We start from the raw sequence: 13,992 nt of genomic DNA on the forward strand, positions 1-13,992 counted from the left end.
GCCGCGCGCGCCGGCCCGAGCGCCGGTGGCACCCCTGTCCAGCACGGTCAGACGGCCCCGTCGACGATGGCGGCGACGCGCTCGCGGTCGAACAGCTCCTCCTCGACACCGTACAGCGCGCTCGCGAGCCGCTCGGTGACGACGAGGTTCGTGATGGGACCCTGGTACAGCGGCCCGGCCCGGTAGACGTTCCCGTTCTGGACGGCGGTGAGTTCGCCCCCGACGCTGTGAGCATCCATGAACGCGACGACCGTCTCCTCGAACTCGGCCCGGGTCTTCGACTCCTGGCCGCGGACGAGCAGCGTCCCCGGGTCGACCTCGAGCAGCGTCTCGAAGTCGATGGCGCCGCGGCTGCTGTGGAAGTCCTTCACGTCGGTCGACGCGAGCGCGTCGTTCACCTTCAGGTCCCACAGGTGTTTGAAGCTCGTCCCCTCGTCGACGACGTACGGGTAGAACTGCTCGGGTTCGTCGCCGCCGGCCCAGACGACTGCCGCCGACGGTCGCTCACCCGCCGCGGGGACGACCGAGTCGAGGCCGGTCTGGAACTCCTCGTGGAGCGTCGCGAACGCCTCGTACCGGTCCTCGCGCTGGAACACCTGTGCGAGCGTCTCGAACGCCTCGTACAGCGTGTAGTACGGGTAGTCGTGCCACGCGTAGCCGCGCGAGAAGATGCTGTTCCCGAAGAACGGCGCGATGCGGCGTTCGATTTCGTCGACGTCCGCCGCCGTCCACTTCCCACGGTTCTGCAGGAAGTTCGGGTCCATCACGTGGACGTCGGCGTCGAGTTCGTAGAACTGCTCCTTGCCGACGCCGCCGTCGCCCCACAGCTTCCGGATGTCGCTCCCGTCGACGCTCACGCCCGGAACCGCGTCGTAGTAGCGCGTGTGGTACCGACCTGGGAGCCAGACGCCCGCCGGCGGTTCGAGCCCGAGGGCGATTCCCATGTCGGCCCAACTGCCGTTGTTCGCGACCCACGTCTCGGGGACGGCGTCGAATTCGACGCGCCCCACCGGGGCCATCTCGACGGCGTACGAGGCGTCCGCCGTCGCCGGTTCGGCCGTCGCTGTCCGGGTCGAGGCCGCCGACGAGGTCGTCGTCCGCTCGGTGGTCGACGCATCGGCCGACGACGTCTCGCCGGTGCACCCGGCGAGCAGGCCGCTCGTCAGGAGTCCCGCCCCGGCCGCGAGAAGCGACCGTCGCGTCGGGCGTGTGTCGTCCGAATCGTTCGTCATGTGTTTTTGGCCCGCCTAAACATTCAAACCCCTTTCGGTTTTTTGGTGGGCCTAAACCGTCGGTGTCGTGCCGAGCCTTCCCGACACGGTCACCGCGTCGCCCCGTCCAGCCCCTGATTAGCAAATAGAAAATTTCATATGGTAAGTTATATTAATACTAGTGTATTTATTAATAACAAGATGCGACAGAGCAGACGGCAGTTCATCGCCGGGACGGCAGCGGTCACGACGGGCCTCGTCGCCGGCTGTCTCGGCACGACGAACGCCGAGACGCCGGGAAGCACCGAAACGGAACCAGTTCAGGCGTCGTTCTTCGTCCTCTCGGACTTCGCGTCGCACGTGGCCGGTGACGCGCTGACGGTCGAGAACCTCGTCCCCTTCGGCCAGCACGGACACGGCTGGGAGCCCGGACCGGACGTCCAGCGGCGGGTGTTCGACGCGACGGCGTTCGTCTACATGGGCCAGGGGTTCCAGCCGTGGGCCGACAACATCGTGCAGAACGTCCGCGCGGACGACGCCGGCGTCGCGGTCATCGAAGCCCGACGCGGCGTCGACCTCCTCGACGGCGACGGCGACGCACACGACCACGACGGGGGCGAGAACGAGGACGGCCACGAGGACGAACACGACGAACACGAGAGCAAGGACGAACACGACGAACACGAGAGCAAGGACGAACACGACGCCGACACCCACACTGAAGACGACCACGACGAACACGAGAGCAAGGACGAACACGACGCCGACACCCACACCGGCGCGGACCCACACTTCTGGCTGGACCCGGCCCGAGCGACAGTAGCGGTCGAGAACATCGCACAGGGGCTGGCCGAAGTCGACGGCGCGAACGAGGAGACGTACACGCAAAACGCGGCGGCGTTCGGCGACCGGCTCGCCGCGCTCGACGACACCTACCGCGAGCGGCTGTCGGACCGCACGAGAGACACCGTCCTCGTCGCCGGCCACAACTCGTTCCAGTATCTCGGCCGTCGATACGGGTTCCAGGTCGAGGCGTTGACCGGGCTCGCACCGGACGCCGAGCCGACGCCCAGGGACGTCAGACGCGCACAGCAGGTCATCGACGACCACGACATCGAGTACATCCTCGCCCCGGTGTTCGAGTCCGACCGGGCGGCACGACAGCTCGTCACCGAGACGAGCGCCGTCGAGGCGCTCCCGCTGACGCCGGTGCCGAGCCTCACCGAGGAGTGGGCCGAGCAGGGGTGGGGGTACGTCGACGTCATGGAGCGAGTGAACCTCCCGTCGCTGGCGAAGGCGCTCGGTACGGAATGAGCGTCCTCGAACTGACCGACGTCACGTACGCGTACGACGACCGCCCAGCCGTCGAAGCCGTCTCGTTGACCGTCGAGGCAGGCGACTTCCTCGGGCTCGTCGGCCCGAACGGGTCGGGGAAAACGACGCTCCTCAAGCTCATGCTGGGACTGCTCCGCCCCGACCGTGGGTCCGTCTCGCTGTTCGGCGAGCCGACACACGAGCAGTCCGACGGGACCCGTGTGGGGTACGTCGCCCAGGCGACGGGAGACGCGGGGGGGATGCCGGTCACCGTTCGCGAGGTGGTTCGGATGGGTCGCTACCCACACGTGGGGCTCCGTCGGTTCGGGTCGTCGGACCGGAGACGCGTCGACGACGCGCTGGAGCGGGTGGGCGTCACTCACCTCGCGAGCCGGCGGCTCTCGTCGCTCTCCGGCGGGCAGAAACAGCGCGTGTACATCGCCCGCGCGCTCGCCGCGGACGCCGACCTCCTCGCGCTCGACGAGCCGACCGTCGGTGTCGACGCCGAGTCGCGCGCGGCGTTCTTCGAACTCCTCCGCGAGTTGAATCGGGACGGACTCACCGTCATCCTCGTCGAACACGACATCGGTGTCGTCACGACGTTCGCCTCGACAGTCGCGTGTATCAACCGCAACCTGTTCTTCCACGGTGACACGCTGGCGTTCTCCGAGAGCGACGCGCTGGGCGAGGCGTACGGCGAGAATCAGGGACTGCTCGACCACCGCCACTGACTCATGTTCCTCACCCCTCTCGTCGTCGACTTCGTGGCGGAGATGCTCGGATACCCGTTCATGCAGCGCGCGTTCGTCGCCGGCGTCTGTGTCGCGGTCATCGCCCCGCTCGTCGGGTCGTTCCTCGTCCACCGCCAGCTGGCGATGATCGGCGACACGCTCGCTCACACCGCGTTCGCGGGCGTCGCCGTCGGTCTCTTTTTGAGCGCCACGCTCGGGAGTCCGGTCTCCCCGGCGCTCACCGCGCTCGTCGTCGCCGTCCTAGCCGCGTTGCTCATCCAGGTCCTCTCGGAGTACACGGACGTCTACAACGACGTGTCGATGGCCATCGTCCTCGCGGGCGGATTCGCCCTGGGGACGGTGCTCATCAGCGCCACGAGCGGCGGAATCGCCGTCAGCATCAGCCAGTACCTCTTCGGGAGCCTGTCGACGCTCACCCGCGGCGACGTCGAACTGCTGGTCGGGGTCAGCGTCCTCGTCGTCGGGGCCGTCCTCTTCCTGTACCGCAAGCTCGTGTTCGTCACGTTCGACGAGGCGGCAGCACAGATCGGCGGAATCGACGTCCGCGGGGTGAAGCGCGTCCTCGTCGTCCTCACGGCGCTCGTCGTCGTCGGCGCGATGCAGATGATGGGTGTCATCCTCGTGGCGGCGATGCTGGTCGTGCCCGTCGCGGCAGCGACGCAGCTGGCCCGGAGCTTCAAGGAGTCGGTCCTCCTCGCAGTCGTCGCTGCACAGGTCGCCGTGCTCGCGGGGACGACGCTGTCGTACGCGTACGGACTCGCCGCCGGCGGGACCATCGTCCTCGTCGCAATCGCGGTGTACGCCGCAGCCGCGAGCGCGAAACTCGTCGGCGCGCGCTAGGGCGAACTCGTCGTCGACTGCCCCGGTTCGCCCTCCTGCCACGATATCAGCAGTGATACACGGAGCATAATCGCTATGAGCGTGACAGGAGCCAGTGGCGGTATGGCAACGAGTACGCCGGATTCCTGGGTCCGAACCCTCAGGCTCCAGTACCTCCAACGAACCGTCGGGGACGTTATTCGGTACGTCCCGCGAGGGGAGTCGCTCCCCGAAGAGACCTGGGAGAAGCGCCATCGCAACATCCTCGTCCTCCTGCTCGCACACGTGCCGTTCCTCTTCGCGCTCGGGACGTTCACCGGGACCGACCCGTATCTCACCGGCGCCGACTTCGTCGCTGTCCCGCTCGAACACGCGGTCGTCGGCGTCGGCGTTCTCACCGCAATCGCGGGGGTGGCGTGGTGGTCGGGGCTCCCCCGACGGGTGCGTGCCTCCGTCTCCGCCGTTGGGTTGATGACGAGTTCGGCGCTCTTGGTGTACTTCTCGGGGGGGTTCATCGAGGCGCACTTTCACTTCTTCGTCGTCGCGGGCGTCATCGCCACCTACGAGGACTGGCTCCCCTTCGCCGTCAGCATCCTGTTCGTCGCCGCCGAACACAGCCTCTTCGGCATGACGAACCCCGAAGCGGTGTACAACCACCCCGACGCCGTCGCGAACCCGATGGGGTGGGGACTCGTCCACGCGATTTTCCTCCTGGGCCTCTGTGCGGCGTTGGTCTCGAACTGGTTCTCCATCGAGCGCTCCCGCGAGGAGACGCGCCAGCAGAGACAGAACGTCAAGGACAGCGAGGAGGCGAAGGCCGAGGTCGAGCAGTTGAACGAGCGCCTCCTGGTGCAGGCCGACGAACTCGCCGCGGCCATGGACGCGGTCTCCGAGGGTGACTTCACCGCCACACCGCCCGAGAACGCCGACATCGAAGCCATCGCGGCCATCAGCGACGCGTTCACCGAGATGAAGCGAGAGCTCTCCGCGACCATCGTCGACCTCCGGGAGTTCGCGACGACTGTCGAGCGGACGACGCGGTCGGTCCACGACGACGCCGAGACGCTCGAACGGGCACAACAGCAGTTGGCGTCGGACGTCCGTGCCTTCGCGACCGACGTCCGGACGCAGGCGAGCAACCTCGAATCCACGACGGGTGAGTTGAGCACCCTCTCGGCGACGATCGAGGAGATTGCCGCGAACGCCGACGAGGTCTCGACCGAGGCTGGAAACGCGGCAGACGCCGCCAGCGCGGGGACGGACACCGCCGCCGCGGCCGTCGAGGCCATCGAACACATCGAACGGAGCGTCGGGGAACTCGCCGCACTGGTCGACTCGCTCGACACCCGGATGGACGAGGTGGCCGAGAGCACGGACCTCATCGAATCGATCGCTCAGCAGACGAACACGCTCGCGCTCAACGCCAACATCGAGGCCGCCCGGGCGGTCAACGACAGCGAGGGGTTCGCCGTCGTCGCGGACGAGGTGAAGTCGCTCGCCGACGAGACCCAGGACCACTCGGCGGCTATCAGCCTCACCATCGGCGAGACCATCGAGGACGTCAAACGCGTCCAGCGCGAGATGTCACAGACGAAGTCACAGATCGAGACGGGCAAGGAGACCACCGCCGACGCCGGAGAGGCCTTCACCGACCTGACCGCGACGGTCGACGGTGTCGACGCCTCGGTCACCGAGGTCGCCACCGCCACCGACGACGGGGCGCGAACCACCGAGGAGGTCGTCGACGCCATCACCCGGGTCGCCGACCAGGCCCGGACCGTCGCCGAACAGAGCGAGTCGCTCGCGGACCGCGCCGACACCAGAGCGACGACCATCTCGGAGATTCGCTCGCAGCTCGACGACCTCACGGGGCAGACCGGAACGCTGCAGAAACAGCTCGACACGTTCACCTGCGAGCCGACCGGCCGCAACTGAGCCGCCGCCGCGGCTCACTGTTCTCGTCACAGTCGGACCCGCCCGGGCCGTGTGGTCGAGCGCCCACAGCAACGCCCGACACACCGGCGCGGGTTCAAGCGGAACTACGGAGGACTGTATATCCCACATAGCAGCCACTAAACTCGCGAGGGACCGACCGACTCGGTATGAGTGAGGAAACGGTCAGATTCGCGTTCGTCTGTGTACAGAACGCCGGGCGGAGTCAGCTGTCGGCCGCGTTCGCCGAGCGCGAGCGCGAGCGACGCGGACTGGCGGAGTCAGTCGAAATCGTCACCGGGGGAACCCACCCGGCCGACCACGTCCACGAGGAGGTCGTCGAGACGATGCGGGAACTCGGCATCGACCTCTCGGACCGGACGCCCCGGGAAGTCTCGACGGCAGAGCTGGAGACGTGTGACGTCGTCGCGACGATGGGCTGTTCGACGCTCGAACTCGACGCCGACGTCGACGTGCGCGACTGGGCGCTCACCGACCCCGACGGGAAGGACGCCGAGGCCGTCCGCGAGATCAGAGACGACATTGAGGAGCGCGTCGTCGCCCTCTTCGACGAGTACGTCGACGAGATGGGGCAGAAGACCCCGGAATCGGCATAGACGCACTCGCCGTCGGGGGCAGTGGGGGACGTCCCGGACCAGTCGCCGCTTACCGCCGTACCGTGACTGGACTCGCCGCCGAGATGAACGGCTCGTCGCCGTCGGGCGCACACAGCGCCAGCCGCCCGGCCTCGTCGCGGTGCTGCACCCAGACGGGGAGGGGCGGAATCCCGTAGTCGGCCGGACAGCGGTACCGTGACGCGATCAGCCACTCGCGGGCACGCATCGACTGGTCACTCCTCGACGACGACGGTCCCGACCATGCCGGCAGCCTCGTGGGGCACGCAGTAGTAGCCGTGCGTGCCGGGCGTCTCGAACGTGTGGACGTACGACTGCCCGGACTGGACGGCTCCCTTCCCGTCCTCCCAGCCGGCTTCGGCTGCTGCCTGTGACTCGAAGCCGCCGGAGGCCCAGTACGCGGCCCCCTCGGGAAGTTCGTCCTCGTAGGCGACCACGTTGTGTGCCTCGCCAGCGGCGTGCTCGAAGGCGACTGTGTCCCCGACCGACACCGTGAGTTCCTCCGGCTCGAACGCGACGGCCTGCATCTTCACCACGTGGTCGGCGTCCGCTGGCACCCCTTCGACGACGTTCGGGCCACCCTGGAGGTCGGCGTCGCCGCCCGACTCGCCACTGCCACCCTCGCCCGCTTCGACGGGCGCTCTGTCGAGCGCACCGGCGACGGCGAACTGCGCACGGAGGGTCGCCGCGGCGAACGCCGACAGAGTCTCCGCCGACAGCGACTCGATGAACGTTCCTAACCGCGACTCGAACGTCTCGTACGCGCCCCCATCGGCCTCCTCGAGGAGTTCGTGGACGCGTGCCGCCTCGAAGTCCGCGAAGACGTTCTGGGCGAGCGACCCCGCCATCTCGCCGAACGACCCACCGGCCGCACCGACGGTGGCGTACATCGCCGCGACGGCCTCCGCGTTGAACGCCCGGGCGGCGGCAGTGACGTCGCCACCGTCCGACGCGGCGCTCCGAACCTCGCTCAGCTCCGTCTCGAACGTCTCGTACAGATCCTCGTCGGCCGCCTCGAGCGCCTCGTGGAACCCGCCAGCGCCCGCCTCGAAGCCGGCGAACGTCTCCTGGACGACAGTCACTGCGCGGTCGGTGCGGCCGAGTGCGGCCACGCCGCTCGCGTCGAACCCGCGTGCGGCCATGAAGCCCGCTTCCGCGCCGGAGACGTGGGCGACGGTTCCGGCCGCCGTCTCGAACTGTCGCAGGGCGTCCATCGCGCCGGCGAGGTGGGTGTCGGCCGCCTCTGCGTTGCCGGCTTCGAGCGCCTCGATAGCGCCGACGAGGTGTTCTTCCTCGAACGTCTCGTACAGCGCCGCGGAGGTGTCTTCCAGCGTCTCGTGGAAGTCGGCCTCGTTCGCCTCGAACGTCCCGAACAGTCCCTGGGCGACGGCCCTCGCGCCGGCCGTGTCGCCGGCCTCGAACAGTTCACGCGCGTCGCCGAGCCGAGACCGGAAGTAGCCCGCTTCGAGGACGGCCGGCTCGGGTCCGGAACCCAGGGCGGTCACCCCGGTCACGAGGCTCTCGTGGACGGTCGAGATGGCCGACTCCACCCCGTCATCGTCACCCGCGTCGATGGCCTCGACCAGGGCGCTGAGCCCCTCGTCCTCGAAGCCGGTGTACGCCTCCTCGCTGGCCTCCTCCAGCGCCTCGTGTGCTCGGGCACCCTCGAAGTGCTGGAAGACGGCCTGGACGACCGCCTTCGCGCGCGCCGTCTCGCCGGCGGCGTAGAGCCAGCCGGCGTCGTCGACGCGTGCGCGGTAGAGTGTGAGTGCAGCCGCGTGAGCGAAGTCGGTCGAGGGACCGCCGAGTCCCGATAGCGCCGCGGCGTCGAACGCCTCGGCCTGGTACGTCGACAGGTGGCCGGTGCCGGCGACGGCCGGCGTGCCGGCGACCGCGTACGAGCCAGTGACGGCGGCGGCGAGGGCGTCGTCCGCGGCCGACTGGGCCGCCTCGACGTCACCCGAACCGGCAGCGTCGACGACCGTCTCGACCGCTCCCTCGAAGGCACCGTACGACTCCGCGTCGGCTTCCTCGACCGCGTCGTAGGCCTCACTGGCCTCGAACGCCGACATCGCCCGCTCGGCGACGGTCACAGCCGCGTCGGCGTCGACGGGGGCGACGACTGCCGCGTTCTTCACGCGCGTCCCGAGGAGCTGGAGGTCGAACGCGGCGGCCGTCCGCGTGTCGGTCCGGCCGCGAATCGCCGACTGGAGGGCCTGGTCCGCGTCGCTGGCAGCGTCGCGGGCCTCGTCGAGAGAGCCCGCCTCGAGCGCCGACCGGAGCTCCCCGAGGTTCGACTCGAACGACTCGTAGAGCCGTTCGTTCGTCTCCTCCAGTTGCTCGTGGACACCCCACTCGCCCGAGGACTGCTCGAAGCGAGCGAAGACGTGCTGGGCGACGCGCGCGCCGTCGGCGAACGAGCCCGCAGTGCCGAGCGCGACCGCGTCGAAGAGCCGAGCCCGCATGGCGCTCCACTCGGCGGCGACGGCGGTCTCGACGGTCGCCTCGGCGGCCGCGGCCGACGACGTCGATTCGGCGGTACTCGTGGACCCGGCCGAACCGCTCGCGTCGGCAGGGCCGCTTGTCTCCGTCGTCGTCGAGGCCGAGTTTGCCTCGTTGCAGCCGGCGAGTCCACCCACGAGAAGGGCAGCGCCGGTCGTCCTGAGCAGGTCGCGTCTGGTCTGTCGCATATCTTTAGGCTCGCCTAAAATATACAAAACCCCTTCGAAGTTTAGGCCAGCCTAAACTCGGTCGGGTCGAGAGGAGTGTCGCGACTCACACCGCCGACAGTGCCGGTCGCGTCCGGTGACGCCCCATTTTTAGGTGTGCCTAAAATATAGATGTCGGTCGCGGTGACTGAGACCGCCCCGCACACCGACTCCCCCGACCGGTTCGGCGCTCGGGAGGGGGCGAAGCCGCGGCCTCAGTCGAGTCCTTCGACGAGGTCGGCGTACTTCTCGCGGAAGCGCGTCTCACAGGAGGGACAGCAGAACTGGTAGAGGTCCCCGTCGATGCGGGCGGAGACGCCTTCACTGTCGACGGTGTTCCCACACTGGACACAGGAGAGGCCGAACTCCGTCGCGGAGAGGTCCGGCGACCAGTCCGTCGCCGAGAGGAGCGTCACCTCGTAGGAGGCGACCACCTCGCGGTCGACGACGTCGAACAGCCACGCGGCGACGTCGCTGTCGGGAACGCGCGCGTGGAACACGAGGTGCGACTCCGCGGTGGTGAAGACGTGCTCGATGGGACCGACGTCGAGGAGGTCGTCGCGGACCGCCGCGAGGTCGGCGCTTCGGTCGACAGTCAGGTCGACGAGGACGGGTGTCCCGCCGTGGAACTGCGTCCGGTCGATGTCGACCGTGAAGCGTCGGATGACGCCGACTTCCTGGAGTCGGGCGATCCGGTCGGAGACCGCGGGCGGGGAGAGGTCGACGGCCTCCGCGATGTCGCTGTAGGGTCGGCGGGCGTCGGCCAGAAGGAGGCGGACGATTTCGAGGTCGGTCTCGTCGAGGTCGCGCATACACCACCTCCGTGTCGACGTCTCAAAAGTAAATCGCCCGTCAGACCTGTGATTCGAAGTCGAAAGCGGCGCGTGTTTTGCCGAATCGAAGGGGCCCCGAGCCGAGTGAGATATATGTGAACTAGTCTCACGAACACGCGCTCAGAGTTACCCAACTAGTTGGGTAGTGTAGATATATCCGTGGCACATATATTTGGAAATAGGGCAGACACCCCTGCCAGACCGACCATGAGTCACTGTACATACTGCGATACGTTCGTCTCGACCGACTTCGTCCGCGTGTTCGGCGACGAGGAGGGCCGCGTATACGCGTGTCCGAACTGCACGGCAAACGCTGGCATCCAACAGGTGAGCACCGAACGCAAGGCAACGATGATGGGGTAACGTCCCGGCCACCCAACGACTGCTCCTGGTTTTTCCTTCCCCTCGACCGACACCGAGCGACGGTGCCGGCAGTCCCGAACGCGCGGCGGAAGACGCCGTCGCTCCGTGGAGTGTCGGTGCGTCAAAAATTCTTGCGAGAATCGTTACGCCGCCGAAGGCGGCGGGGTAAACCGAGTTACAGCCGCGTCAGGTTCGCCGCGCGGGGACCCTTGGGGGAGTCCTGAATCTCGAACTCGACTTCCTGTCCTTCCTCGAGGTCCGGGCCGCCGACGTCTTCCATGTGGAAGAACACGTCCTCGTCCGAGTCCTCAGTTTCGATAAAACCGTAGCCGCCAGTGTCGTTGAAGAAATCAACCGTACCTTTCGCCATTGCATCTGAACGAAGACGCAGTCGATTCATAAGGCTTCCGAAAGAGTTCAGCCACAGGAGCGAGTTTAGTAGACAGTCGACCAATCGACGGCGGATATCCGTCGAAGCCTAGCGGAACGCTCGATTCGCCGGGTCGAACCGGGGACATCGGTGGAAAGCGGCGCAGTGACTGGCGTATCGTCAGGTCCCGACGGAGCCGTGGACTCAGTCGTCTCGTTCCGGCGAGCCGCTGAGCCACAGTTTCAGCCAGTCCGCGAGCGGGCCGCGCATCCCGTCGACGGTGACGGTGACGCTGCCGTTGAACCGCCACCGCGCCTGCTCGAAGTCGTCACCGTACGAGAGCGGGACGTCGACGGTGAGGTCGTCGGCGACCAGCCGTATCGCCTCGTCCCGGTCGATCTCCTCGTCGAGAACCTGCTCGACGACGTCCAGCCACGTTCGTCCCGGTGGGTCCAACTCGTGGAGCTGTCCGGTCATACGCGTGCTTCGACGCCGAGGCTCTTGTGTCTGTGCCTCCCCGGAGTGGGTACCGGTGGACGAGTCGACACGAACGCCTACCGGAGGGCGCGTTCGAGCGTCGCGAAGCCGCTCGCGAGTTCACGGCCGACGGCGCCGAGGCCGCCGCCGAGGCGGACCTCGGCCGGCGCAGCGCCGACCTGACGCGAGACGAAGCCCGGGTGAGCCCCGGCCCCGACGACGGCGACGGTCCGCCCGCGGACGCGGACCTCGACGGTGAGGTCCGCGGTGTGCAACAGCGCGTCCAGTCGGGTGGTGCGGCCGGTCGAGGCGCCGCTCGCGCGGAACGCCCGGACCGCGTCGGGAACGGACGTGAACTCGACGAAGAGCCGCTCGCCCGTCGAGGTGACCCGCGCCTCGGTGTCGTCGATGGCGAGGGTGAGGTCGGTCGAGACAGAGAGCGGGGCGCGCGGTTCGTCGGCGTCGTCGCGGGCCACAGTCGGACTACTCACGCTCGCGCGTCGTGACGCGGACCGAGCCGTCGAGGCGCCAGTGGGCGTGCTCTGCGTCCTCGCCGGTGCCGCTGGGGACGTCGACCTCCATGTCCTCAAACTCGTAGATGATCTCGGCTCCCCGTCCGGTCAGTCGGTCGTAGAGACTGATCGCCAGGTCGGGCCACGTCGTCGTCTCCTCGATACGCTCGTCGGGTTCGGTCTCGGCCATACAGGGAGGCAAGGTCTGTCAACACATATACCTTCTTGCCGGGCGCGATTCGGAGGGTGACCGACCGCGCGGCCGTCGACACGCTTCCGTCTGACGCGGCCTCGGAAACTAAGTACCGGTCACACGAACGGGTGTGACATGGCGAAGGAGACGGTGCGATACCCGGACGCGCTGGTAGCTCGAATCGAAGCGTTCGTGACCGACTCGTCGGCGTTCGAGTCGAAGTCCGAGTACCACCGGTTCGCCTCCGAGTACCTCCTCTCCCTGCTCGACCCCGACCACCAGCCGTCGGTGCTCGGCTACGGCGAGATCTTCGACGACCTCGGCAGGGAACTCGACGAGGCGCTCGACGACTCACAGCCGAGCGAAGAGCCCTTCCTCGAGACGTACATCCGGGTCCGGCGGCACCTGCTCCACGGCGAAGTCGAAGCGGCTCGGGGCGTCGTCGACGAACGGTACGACGTCGCCGACCGGGAGGCGCTCCTGCTCGACGAGGTCATCGGTCAGTCGCTCGGCGGGAGTCGGCGACCCGCGGCAGCCGAGACTCGCGAACAGGCGACGGGAGTGGAGCCTGATTCGTCGAGTGCCGCGAACGGGCGCGTGCAGGAACGCGAAGCCGAGTCGTCGGCCGAGACGGGCACAGAGGAGACCGAAAAACGAATCGGCACGCCGTCGAGCGACGAGACGGCCGTCGAGTCCGAGTACTGACCTCGCGACTCACCGCGGACCGCGTTCGCGCGCCTCCGCCTGTTCTTCGACGTCGGCGAGCGCCTCTTCCTGTTCGTTGCGGGTGAGTCCGCCGGATTCGACGTGTCGGCCCTCGTACTGCCACGAGGGGATGAGCGACCAGACGCTCGCCGACTGGTCGTCGTCGCGGCGCGCGTCGCGGCGGACCACGAGGCCGAGCATCAAGATGGTGACGCCGAGGGCGACGACGAGCCAGACTGACGTGTAGTCGAACCCGCCGAGTGCGAACTGAACGAGGGCCGCGACACCGGCGACGAGCGGTGCGACGAGGAGGAGGGCCGCGACGCCCGCCGCGAGGGACAGAGGGCGGACCATGCGCCGCGCTACGTCTCCGACGAGTGTAACGTTGGGGGTGCCCTCACGCGGAGTCAGTGAGGCTCGTCAACTCGATGTCGGCCTCGTCGAGGCGGGCGTGAATCGCCTCCAGCAGTTCGACCACGTTCGGTCCGTCGCCGTGGATACAGATGCTCTCGGCGGGGACTTCGAGTTCGACGCCGTCGGGCGTCTCGACCACGCCTTCGGTGGCGATAGAGACGAACCGGTCGGCGACGAGGTCGGGGTCACGCGCCTGCTTCTGCCGTGGGATGACGACGCTCCGGTCCGCCCGGTAGTCGAGGTCGACGTAGCCTTCGAACACCGCCGTAATCGGGTACTCCTCGGCGACCTCGTAGATGTTCATATCCGTCGCGAGGAAGGTGAGGTCGGGGTCGACGGCGAGGACACCCTCGATGACCGCGCGGGCGTGGTCGGGGCTCTCGGAGAGCATCGTGTACATCGCCCCGTGTGGCTTGACGTGGCCGAAGGTGACGTCAAGCGAGTCGGCGACCGCCCGGAGCGCACCCAGTTGGTAGACGACGTAGTCGCGGACCTCCGCGGGCGTGGCGTCCATCGTTCTCCTCCCGAACCCCATCAGGTCCGGCAGCCCCGGGTGGACACCGACGTTCACGTCGTGGTCGTCGGCGAGTGAGACCGTCTCGCGCATGACGTGGGGGTCACCCGCGTGAAAGCCCGCGGCGATGTTCGCCGTCGTGATGTACGGCATCACCGCTGCGTCGCTGCCTTTCACGTAGGTACCGAAGCTCTCGCCCATGTCACAGTTGATGTCGATAGTGTGTGCCATGTGTCGACA

The 13,992-nt window shown here is 67.9% G+C and carries 17 protein-coding genes; 7 read left to right on the forward strand and 10 right to left on the reverse strand.

The genetic code is table 11. The annotated features are described in order from the left end of the window. Positions 1–47: 47 nt before the first annotated feature. On the reverse strand, positions 48–1,232 hold the full coding sequence (locus tag E6N53_RS15175; protein ID WP_142860391.1) for an ABC transporter substrate-binding protein: 1,185 nt from the start codon (positions 1,230–1,232) through the stop codon (positions 48–50). Positions 1,233–1,412: 180 nt separating this feature from the next. Here E6N53_RS15175 and E6N53_RS15180 point away from each other — a divergent pair, with 180 nt between their 5' ends. From E6N53_RS15180 to E6N53_RS15200, 5 genes are all read left to right on the forward strand, one after another. After that, a complete protein-coding gene (locus E6N53_RS15180) occupies positions 1,413–2,525 on the forward strand; it encodes a metal ABC transporter substrate-binding protein (protein WP_142860392.1) in 1,113 nt (370 codons plus the stop codon). Continuing rightward, entirely contained in the window at positions 2,522–3,256 is a 735-nt protein-coding gene (locus tag E6N53_RS15185) for a metal ABC transporter ATP-binding protein (RefSeq protein ID WP_142860393.1), read from the forward strand. The genes E6N53_RS15180 and E6N53_RS15185 overlap by 4 nt, the downstream gene beginning before the upstream one ends. A gap of 3 nt (positions 3,257–3,259) precedes the next feature. Next, complete coding sequence (locus tag E6N53_RS15190) at positions 3,260–4,117, forward strand: metal ABC transporter permease (protein ID WP_142860394.1); 858 nt, start codon at positions 3,260–3,262, stop codon at positions 4,115–4,117. 102 nt (positions 4,118–4,219) lie between these two features. Continuing rightward, a complete protein-coding gene (locus tag E6N53_RS15195) occupies positions 4,220–6,031 on the forward strand; it encodes a methyl-accepting chemotaxis protein (RefSeq protein WP_236642371.1) in 1,812 nt (603 codons plus the stop codon). A 167-nt stretch (positions 6,032–6,198) separates the two neighbouring features. Continuing rightward, positions 6,199–6,645: a low molecular weight phosphatase family protein gene (locus E6N53_RS15200; RefSeq protein WP_142860395.1), complete on the forward strand. Its 447-nt coding sequence runs from the start codon at positions 6,199–6,201 to the stop codon at positions 6,643–6,645. A 49-nt stretch (positions 6,646–6,694) separates the two neighbouring features. On the opposite strand, the gene E6N53_RS21105 is transcribed toward E6N53_RS15200, so the two are convergent. From E6N53_RS21105 to E6N53_RS15210, 3 genes are all read right to left on the reverse strand, one after another. Further along, complete coding sequence (locus E6N53_RS21105; RefSeq protein ID WP_201741162.1) at positions 6,695–6,871, reverse strand: hypothetical protein; 177 nt, start codon at positions 6,869–6,871, stop codon at positions 6,695–6,697. A gap of 7 nt (positions 6,872–6,878) precedes the next feature. Continuing rightward, positions 6,879–9,353: a DUF5059 domain-containing protein gene (locus E6N53_RS15205; RefSeq protein ID WP_142860396.1), complete on the reverse strand. Its 2,475-nt coding sequence runs from the start codon at positions 9,351–9,353 to the stop codon at positions 6,879–6,881. 233 nt (positions 9,354–9,586) lie between these two features. Then, on the reverse strand, positions 9,587–10,183 hold the full coding sequence (locus tag E6N53_RS15210; protein ID WP_142860397.1) for an AsnC family transcriptional regulator: 597 nt from the start codon (positions 10,181–10,183) through the stop codon (positions 9,587–9,589). A 228-nt stretch (positions 10,184–10,411) separates the two neighbouring features. On the opposite strand from E6N53_RS15210, the gene E6N53_RS21110 reads away from it, so the two are divergent. Beyond that, positions 10,412–10,567: a DUF7563 family protein gene (locus E6N53_RS21110; protein ID WP_201740325.1), complete on the forward strand. Its 156-nt coding sequence runs from the start codon at positions 10,412–10,414 to the stop codon at positions 10,565–10,567. 175 nt (positions 10,568–10,742) lie between these two features. Here E6N53_RS21110 and E6N53_RS15215 read toward each other — a convergent pair whose 3' ends face one another. The 4 genes from E6N53_RS15215 to E6N53_RS15230 form a co-directional block, all read right to left on the reverse strand. After that, entirely contained in the window at positions 10,743–10,937 is a 195-nt protein-coding gene (locus E6N53_RS15215) for a cold-shock protein (protein ID WP_136592500.1), read from the reverse strand. 204 nt (positions 10,938–11,141) lie between these two features. Further along, positions 11,142–11,414 (reverse strand): hypothetical protein, encoded by a 273-nt coding sequence (locus E6N53_RS15220; protein ID WP_136603587.1) that lies wholly within the window; start codon positions 11,412–11,414, stop codon positions 11,142–11,144. Between the two features lie 77 nt (positions 11,415–11,491). Continuing rightward, positions 11,492–11,905, reverse strand: coding sequence for a peptide ABC transporter ATP-binding protein (locus tag E6N53_RS15225; protein ID WP_236642372.1), 414 nt, complete (start codon positions 11,903–11,905; stop codon positions 11,492–11,494). Beyond that, a complete protein-coding gene (locus tag E6N53_RS15230; RefSeq protein WP_136592502.1) occupies positions 11,898–12,116 on the reverse strand; it encodes a hypothetical protein in 219 nt (72 codons plus the stop codon). The genes E6N53_RS15225 and E6N53_RS15230 overlap by 8 nt, the downstream gene beginning before the upstream one ends. Before the next feature lie 138 nt (positions 12,117–12,254). Between E6N53_RS15230 and E6N53_RS21115 the strand changes: the two genes are divergently transcribed. After that, the gene (locus E6N53_RS21115; protein ID WP_201741163.1) at positions 12,255–12,824 is read left to right on the forward strand and encodes a hypothetical protein; all 570 of its coding nucleotides are present in this window, start codon (positions 12,255–12,257) and stop codon (positions 12,822–12,824) included. A gap of 9 nt (positions 12,825–12,833) precedes the next feature. Here E6N53_RS21115 and E6N53_RS15240 read toward each other — a convergent pair whose 3' ends face one another. Together E6N53_RS15240 and E6N53_RS15245 are read right to left on the reverse strand one after the other, a co-directional pair. Continuing rightward, complete coding sequence (locus E6N53_RS15240) at positions 12,834–13,178, reverse strand: hypothetical protein (RefSeq protein WP_142860398.1); 345 nt, start codon at positions 13,176–13,178, stop codon at positions 12,834–12,836. Between the two features lie 43 nt (positions 13,179–13,221). Next, the gene (locus E6N53_RS15245) at positions 13,222–13,983 is read right to left on the reverse strand and encodes a LamB/YcsF family protein (RefSeq protein ID WP_142860399.1); all 762 of its coding nucleotides are present in this window, start codon (positions 13,981–13,983) and stop codon (positions 13,222–13,224) included. Positions 13,984–13,992: the final 9 nt, after the last annotated feature.

This window comes from Salinigranum halophilum, from assembly GCF_007004735.1.
GTDB classification, from domain to species: Archaea; Halobacteriota; Halobacteria; order Halobacteriales; family Haloferacaceae; genus Salinigranum; species Salinigranum halophilum.

What these genes read in the sequence shown, in the direction of transcription:
- E6N53_RS15175 (WP_142860391.1), bottom strand. Translation starts at nt 1,232, where the DNA reads ATGACGAACGATTCGGACGACACACGCCCGACGCGACGGTCGCTTCTC.
- E6N53_RS15180 (WP_142860392.1), top strand. Translation starts at nt 1,413, where the DNA reads ATGCGACAGAGCAGACGGCAGTTCATCGCCGGGACGGCAGCGGTCACG.
- E6N53_RS15185 (WP_142860393.1), top strand. Translation starts at nt 2,522, where the DNA reads ATGAGCGTCCTCGAACTGACCGACGTCACGTACGCGTACGACGACCGC.
- E6N53_RS15190 (WP_142860394.1), top strand. Translation starts at nt 3,260, where the DNA reads ATGTTCCTCACCCCTCTCGTCGTCGACTTCGTGGCGGAGATGCTCGGA.
- E6N53_RS15195 (WP_236642371.1), top strand. Translation starts at nt 4,220, where the DNA reads ATGGCAACGAGTACGCCGGATTCCTGGGTCCGAACCCTCAGGCTCCAG.
- E6N53_RS15200 (WP_142860395.1), top strand. Translation starts at nt 6,199, where the DNA reads ATGAGTGAGGAAACGGTCAGATTCGCGTTCGTCTGTGTACAGAACGCC.
- E6N53_RS21105 (WP_201741162.1), bottom strand. Translation starts at nt 6,871, where the DNA reads ATGCGTGCCCGCGAGTGGCTGATCGCGTCACGGTACCGCTGTCCGGCC.
- E6N53_RS15205 (WP_142860396.1), bottom strand. Translation starts at nt 9,353, where the DNA reads ATGCGACAGACCAGACGCGACCTGCTCAGGACGACCGGCGCTGCCCTT.
- E6N53_RS15210 (WP_142860397.1), bottom strand. Translation starts at nt 10,183, where the DNA reads ATGCGCGACCTCGACGAGACCGACCTCGAAATCGTCCGCCTCCTTCTG.
- E6N53_RS21110 (WP_201740325.1), top strand. Translation starts at nt 10,412, where the DNA reads ATGAGTCACTGTACATACTGCGATACGTTCGTCTCGACCGACTTCGTC.
- E6N53_RS15215 (WP_136592500.1), bottom strand. Translation starts at nt 10,937, where the DNA reads ATGGCGAAAGGTACGGTTGATTTCTTCAACGACACTGGCGGCTACGGT.
- E6N53_RS15220 (WP_136603587.1), bottom strand. Translation starts at nt 11,414, where the DNA reads ATGACCGGACAGCTCCACGAGTTGGACCCACCGGGACGAACGTGGCTG.
- E6N53_RS15230 (WP_136592502.1), bottom strand. Translation starts at nt 12,116, where the DNA reads ATGGCCGAGACCGAACCCGACGAGCGTATCGAGGAGACGACGACGTGG.
- E6N53_RS21115 (WP_201741163.1), top strand. Translation starts at nt 12,255, where the DNA reads ATGGCGAAGGAGACGGTGCGATACCCGGACGCGCTGGTAGCTCGAATC.
- E6N53_RS15240 (WP_142860398.1), bottom strand. Translation starts at nt 13,178, where the DNA reads ATGGTCCGCCCTCTGTCCCTCGCGGCGGGCGTCGCGGCCCTCCTCCTC.
- E6N53_RS15245 (WP_142860399.1), bottom strand. Translation starts at nt 13,983, where the DNA reads ATGGCACACACTATCGACATCAACTGTGACATGGGCGAGAGCTTCGGT.